This is a genomic window from Actinomadura sp. KC216 (genome assembly GCF_004348535.1).
Lineage (GTDB): Bacteria > Actinomycetota > Actinomycetes > Streptosporangiales > Streptosporangiaceae > Spirillospora.
On the sequence record NZ_SMJX01000440.1, the window covers coordinates 1 to 5,541 of the forward strand.

Genomic DNA, 5,541 nt, shown 5'->3' on the forward strand with positions numbered 1-5,541 from the left:
GGTCCCGCTGCTGATCTTCGGAGCGGTGGGCCTCCTGGCCCTGGTCGGCCTCGGCGCCTTCGTCGTCTTCGCGAGCGACGACGACGAACCCAGCAGGACGACTTCGCTTCCCTCCTACACGCCGTCCTACACCCCGTCCTCGCCCGTCGACACTCCGGAGCCCGGGACCACTCCGTCCACCGGGGGCGGGTCGGACCCGGCCTCGATCCTCGGCCCGACGATCCGGACGGCGAAGGGCAACACCTTCACCCGAGCGGGCACCCGCACCGCGTCCTGCACCAGCCGCGCCAATACCAGGCTCCGCACGACGCTGCGCACGTATCCGTGCATCGGGCTGATGCACTCGGCCGTCTACGCCAACCGGTCCAAGAACATCATCACCTCGGTGTCGATCGCGAAGTTCTCCAGCTCGACGGCGGCGGCGAGCGTCAGCCGGGTCACCTCCAGCAAGGGCTGGCCGCTGCTGCTCACCCCGTCCGACGCGAGCGGACTCCCGCAGCCCCGGGCCAACCCCGCCTACTGGACGCGGTCGTGGCCGCAGGGCTCGAGCGTCATCTACGCGCAGTCGTACTGGTCGAGCGGTGCCGACACCGGCGGCCGCACCGGCAGCGTCTTCACCACTGCCGGCGAGCTGGGCATCGAGGTCAAGAACACCCTCATCTGGAGTGACTGAACCGCACGATCCGGGCCCGGACGCGAACGTCCGGGGCCCGGGCCGTGGAGGTCAGCCGGTGTTGCCGGCGCCCAGCGAGCGCGCGAACACCTCGTGCACGATCTGGGTGACGGCGGCCCGTGCCGCGGCGGACACCATGGACATGTTCAGCGAGCCGCCGGTGGCGAGGTGCCGGTCGTAGGGGACCGGCACCACGGGCAGACCCCACGCGGCCAGCATCTGCTGCGCCCGCTGCAGGTCGGCGCCCACCTGGGGGGCGTGCGAGACCATCGCGATCACCGTCCGGGCGAGGAGGTCGCGCTGGTTGTTGGCCGCGTACCATTCCAGCGCCCCGCGTGCGCTGAGCGCGCCGTCGACCGTTCCCGGGGTCACCAGGACGAGACCGTGTGACGCCGCGACCACGCCCCGGTTCAGCTCGGTCAGGATCCCCGCGCCGCAGTCGATGACCGTCGTGCCCACGTACCGGGCGACCTGGCTGACCGCGTTCTGGAACATCTCCAGCGTGAACTCGCCGGCGATGCGGCCGCCCCGCGTGGACGACAGCACGAGCAGCCCCTCAGGCGTCGGGGCCAGGAAACGCGCCGCCTCCTCGAACGACCGCGGGTTCTGCCCGGCCAGGTCGAACAGCGACAGCTGCGGACGGACACCGAGCCGCAACGGCAACGACCCCAGCTCGGCATCGGCGTCGGCCGCCAGCACCCGATCCCGCCTGTGCCGCGCCAGTTCGGTGGACACCAGCGCGGCCATCGTCGTCTTGCCCGCACCGCCGCGCACACTGGCGACCGCGATCTGCCGGGTACTCGGCACCGGCCGCTGCATCAACTCCACGAACGCGGCCATGTCGCGCGCCTCGCGGGTACCGCCGCCAACGGCCTTGCGGACGCTGCGGCCCATCCGGCGGGCCAGCGGATCACCATGCTGATGCTTGCGCACCAGCTCCTCGGCCGGGATGGGCTGGCCCGCACCCGCAGGACCGACCTGGCCCGGAGCGGGAACCGGAGCCGCGGCTTCCGGAGGCGGCGCCGCCGGCTGATGGGTGCCGACCTGCTCCGCGAGCGGAGCCTCCGACGTGTCCACCCCGATCAGCGGGTTGACGGCCGCCGCCCAGTCGAACTCGGCGGGCGGCGCCGCCTGCGGCTCGGGCGGCGCGTCGGTCGGCTGCTCCGCGGCTTCGCCCGCCACCGGCTGCGGCGAGAACGGCGGGGCGGGCGGCGGCGGGGGCGCGTCCTCCCGCCCGGGCGCCGGGAACGTCGGCCGGGGAGGCGGCGGCGGTACCGCCTCGCCACCCCCCTGGGACGGTGGAGGAAAGGGAGCCGGAGGCGGAGGTGGCGGCGCCTCAGGGGCCGCGTGCGGCGCCGTCGGAGGCATCGGAGGGGCCGCCGGATCGGGCATCACGACCGGCGCGGCGGCCGCCGGCTGCTCGGGCGCGGGCTGTGGTGGAGCCTCAGCTCCCCAAGCCTGCTGGGCAGGGGACGACGGAACCGGCGCGAGCACCTGCAATCCCCGCTGCGAAACACCGAGATCGCGCAGGACGGCCTGCTGCCACGTTGAATCCGACACCTGCCTCCCTTCTCCCCCGCAAGCCTACGAGACGCCCAGCCCCCCGCGCACCGCCACGCGACGCCGGACGTCCCGCCGTCAGCGGGGACGCTGCCCAGGAGGCCAGCCCTCAGGTGGACCCCACCCAGGCGGCGCAGGCGGCGGCGCACCACCGGGCTGCCCGGGCGGCTGATACTGCGGCCGTCCTCCCATGGGCTGCGCGGCCGGCGGCGGACCAGGCGGATACTGCTGCCCGAACCCCGGCGGCGCACCATGACCGGGTCCCATCGGTGCAGGCGAACGAGACTTCCGCCGGGAGAACAAGAAACCAAAGATGCACAGCACGACAACACCCGCCACCGCGGCAAAGAAGACGATGGCAGACACCGGAGCGCCCTCGTCCGACGCCTTCGGCGCCGCCGACTTGGCGCCTACAGGGTGGTTCAGCTTCATCCAGCGATCGAACTCATCGAACACCGGGTTCGCGGTCCCCTGCGGCACCTTCCCCGCCAGCGGCCGATACGGACGAATCATCCCGTACCCGGTCCGATCGTCCTTCCCCTTCTTGTAGAGATCCGCCGCAGACGCGATGAGCTGCCGCACGACCTCACGATTCGTCATCTGCGGATGCTTGGCCCGAATAAGCGCCACAGCAGCAGACGTGAGCGCCGCTGCGTCGCTCGTCCCGCTTCCAGGGTAAAGATTTCCGTCTCTGAGTACCGTCACCGTTTCGACACCAGGAGCCGCCACCATCACATATGGCTGGCGCTGCGTCTTCTCCCAGGGATTCCCGCGCCCGTCCACGGCTCCCACCGCCAGAACACCCTTACAGTTAGCCGGGGAATTACTGACGTTCCCCAACTCGCCGTCGTTGCCCGCACCTGCCACGATGACTGCGCCCTTGCCGAGAGCATAGGCGACCGATTCCTGTAGCTCTTCGTCACATCGACCGGGAGTCGCCTGCGAAAGGTTGACCACCTGGGCGCCATGGTCTACGGCGTAGCGAATACCCTTGGTGAACGCCTCTCTGCTTTGCGTAATGATCGGAAGAATCTTGACATCTGGGGCGACGCCTACCATTCCGGTGCCACCTCCTTGTCCAGCGATCAGAGCCGCCATTCCCGTGCCATGCCCCGGATACTCGCTGGTCTTGTCGAGATCCTCCCGACCATCACCGCCTCCGCCCTCGGCGTTCATTCCGGGTAGCACGACACCCTGAAGCTCTGGCAGGTCCGCTTGGACACCTGTATCGAGCAACGCGACTGTCACACCCTCGCCAGTAGACAATGGCCAGAGGTGACTCTGTACCCCCCAGGATTTAAACCACCATTCCCTTGGAAGAGGCCGGGGTGCTGCCGCGGCCGAGCCAGGCCAGGCCACCAATCCGATCATGAGCAAAGCCAAGGCGGACCTGGCCGCTCTCTGTCTCCGCCGCAGCATCAGTACTCCTTGCCTATACGACCGGTTGTGCATCAAGTGTCGGCAGGCCAAGTTTCCACCTGGCCTGCCGACACTTTTGCGCTCGCTGTCAGCACCTCTACGTCAGCCGATCACCGGAGGCGCGGCGTCGTCGTCCCCGCCCCAGACGTCCTTATCCTCGGACAGCCACGTGCTGCGCTCGTGCTCATTGCCATCGCCGCTGCGACCGCCAGCACCGGCGCCCATGGGCATTCCCATGCCACTCATTCCACCCTTGCCTGCGCCGACCCTGCTGCCCTGTTCACCGGGCCCACCGATTCTGTTACCGGGGCCCACACCCAGTCCGCCAGGGCTTGCTCCCAGTACACCCGAGCCGCCGCCCATGCCGCCCGCACCCAGGCTGGGAGCGCCACCGGGACCGCCGCCGAGGCCACCCCCACCGAGACCGGGACCACTTCCGGGCAGGCTCGCGAGATCCGTTCCGCCGCCAGGGACACCTCCCGGGCCACCGGGAGTGTCGCCAGGTCCTCCTGGGATATGACCGGGGCCACCAGGACCATCGGGAATCTGGCCCGGACCACCGGGGACATCACCGAGACCGCCACCTGGAGGAGCTCCGCCACCAGGCATCGTGGGAGAACCAGGGCCACCACCCAGGCCGGGGGCGTCGGGACGACGTCCGCTAACGTTGGTGATCGGCATGTCTTGGCGGATGCCGGGCGGGAAGTTGTTGTTGGACTGCTCGGTGCCGTCGTTGATGTTGCCCATCGCGTTGGCCGCACCGGCATTGTTGGCGATCAGGCCGTGAACGGCGGACGGGCCGGTGACGGGATTGACGGCGAGAACGCTGCGACCCCATTTGACCGCTTCGCTCACCCAGGTGTCCATCCGGCTGCCGCTGCCGTAGGTCCTCTTCCAATCGTCCTGCTGCTCGGCGTGCCCCATCATGGCTTTGCTGGTCTGGTCGGAGACCTTCACAATCTCCTGCATCTGGCGATGGGTCTTGTCCACGGCTTCCTTGGCCTTTTCGGCATCTTTGCCACTCCATGCCTCGGCCATGCGTATGCCCTGGTTGTACAGCAGGTTGGCGGCGCCGTTCATGTCCTGCGCGAGCTCACCGTAGACTCGCCCGCCGTTCCTCAGCTGGCGAGGGTCCATGCCGTCGACGATCTGGCGGATCTTGTCGAAATTGTCGTTCCAGACCTCGAGGGCGTTCCACGGGTTGCCAACGCCCTCGGCATCTTTCGTGATGTGCTTCCTGATCTCTATTTCATGTCCCACTGCTGCGCACCCCTGTCCGGTCGTTTCCTTCTAGATGTAGGTCTGCGGGGAGCCGGCGGATTGCACGCCATGCTTGGACGCGTCATCAGCCTTGCGGTGGGTCTTTTCCGAGTTCTGGATCGCTTCGATCACTTGCTTGTACGACTTGATGAGCTGGTCGTAGGTGTCACCGATGGAGTTGCGTGCCGCCCGGATGGTGTTGTTGAGACCTTGGCCAGCCTTGTAGTTGCCGATCGCACCCTCGGACGGGGTGGCGTCCTCGATCTTTTGGATGAACTGCTTGCTCTCCAGCGCGTGCAGGTTCTTCTCGAGCTTCTTCACGATGTCCTCGAGCGCATCGTGGTCGACCTTGATCTCCTTGCCTCCGGCCTGAGGCGTGGGCGGGTAGCCCATATGTTCTTACCTCCTGTGGGTCTCGTGCTCGTCGGCCGTCTGGGAGAAAGGATCGGCTTGCGCCCGGGCAACGGCCCAGATCGGCGAGGCGGAACCTCCGGCCGTTCTTGACGGCCAGGGCCCGCCACAGCCCCGTAAGCCCGGGGACGGTCATCGTCGGGGTGTTCAGCCCCAGATGCCCGAGTTGCTGCGCTCGGCCTGCTGGTAGTTGTCGTTGGCGTCGCGGATCGCCAGGC

4 protein-coding genes and 1 pseudogene are annotated in these 5,541 nt (G+C 68.6%); 1 reads left to right on the top strand and 4 read right to left on the bottom strand.

What is annotated here, in order from left to right; genetic code table 11:
• A pseudogene (locus E1264_RS44190) lies at positions 1-673 on the top strand (hypothetical protein); the annotation flags it as partial.
• 51 nt (positions 674-724) lie between these two features.
• Here the strand turns inward: E1264_RS44190 and E1264_RS39430 are convergent.
• From E1264_RS39430 to E1264_RS39445, 4 genes are all read right to left on the bottom strand, one after another.
• Positions 725-1,855: a MinD/ParA family protein gene (locus E1264_RS39430; protein ID WP_243711454.1), complete on the bottom strand. Its 1,131-nt coding sequence runs from the start codon at positions 1,853-1,855 to the stop codon at positions 725-727.
• 456 nt (positions 1,856-2,311) lie between these two features.
• Positions 2,312-3,652: a S8 family serine peptidase gene (locus E1264_RS46125; RefSeq protein ID WP_279492109.1), complete on the bottom strand. Its 1,341-nt coding sequence runs from the start codon at positions 3,650-3,652 to the stop codon at positions 2,312-2,314.
• Between the two features lie 102 nt (positions 3,653-3,754).
• Positions 3,755-4,912, bottom strand: a complete 1,158-nt coding sequence (locus tag E1264_RS39440; RefSeq protein ID WP_132182171.1) for a hypothetical protein — start codon at positions 4,910-4,912, stop codon at positions 3,755-3,757.
• 30 nt (positions 4,913-4,942) lie between these two features.
• Complete coding sequence (locus E1264_RS39445) at positions 4,943-5,305, bottom strand: hypothetical protein (RefSeq protein ID WP_132182173.1); 363 nt, start codon at positions 5,303-5,305, stop codon at positions 4,943-4,945.
• Between the last annotated feature and the right edge of the window lie 236 nt (positions 5,306-5,541).

What these genes read in the sequence shown, in the direction of transcription:
- E1264_RS46125 (WP_279492109.1), bottom strand. Translation starts at nt 3,652, where the DNA reads ATGCTGCGGCGGAGACAGAGAGCGGCCAGGTCCGCCTTGGCTTTGCTC.
- E1264_RS39445 (WP_132182173.1), bottom strand. Translation starts at nt 5,305, where the DNA reads ATGGGCTACCCGCCCACGCCTCAGGCCGGAGGCAAGGAGATCAAGGTC.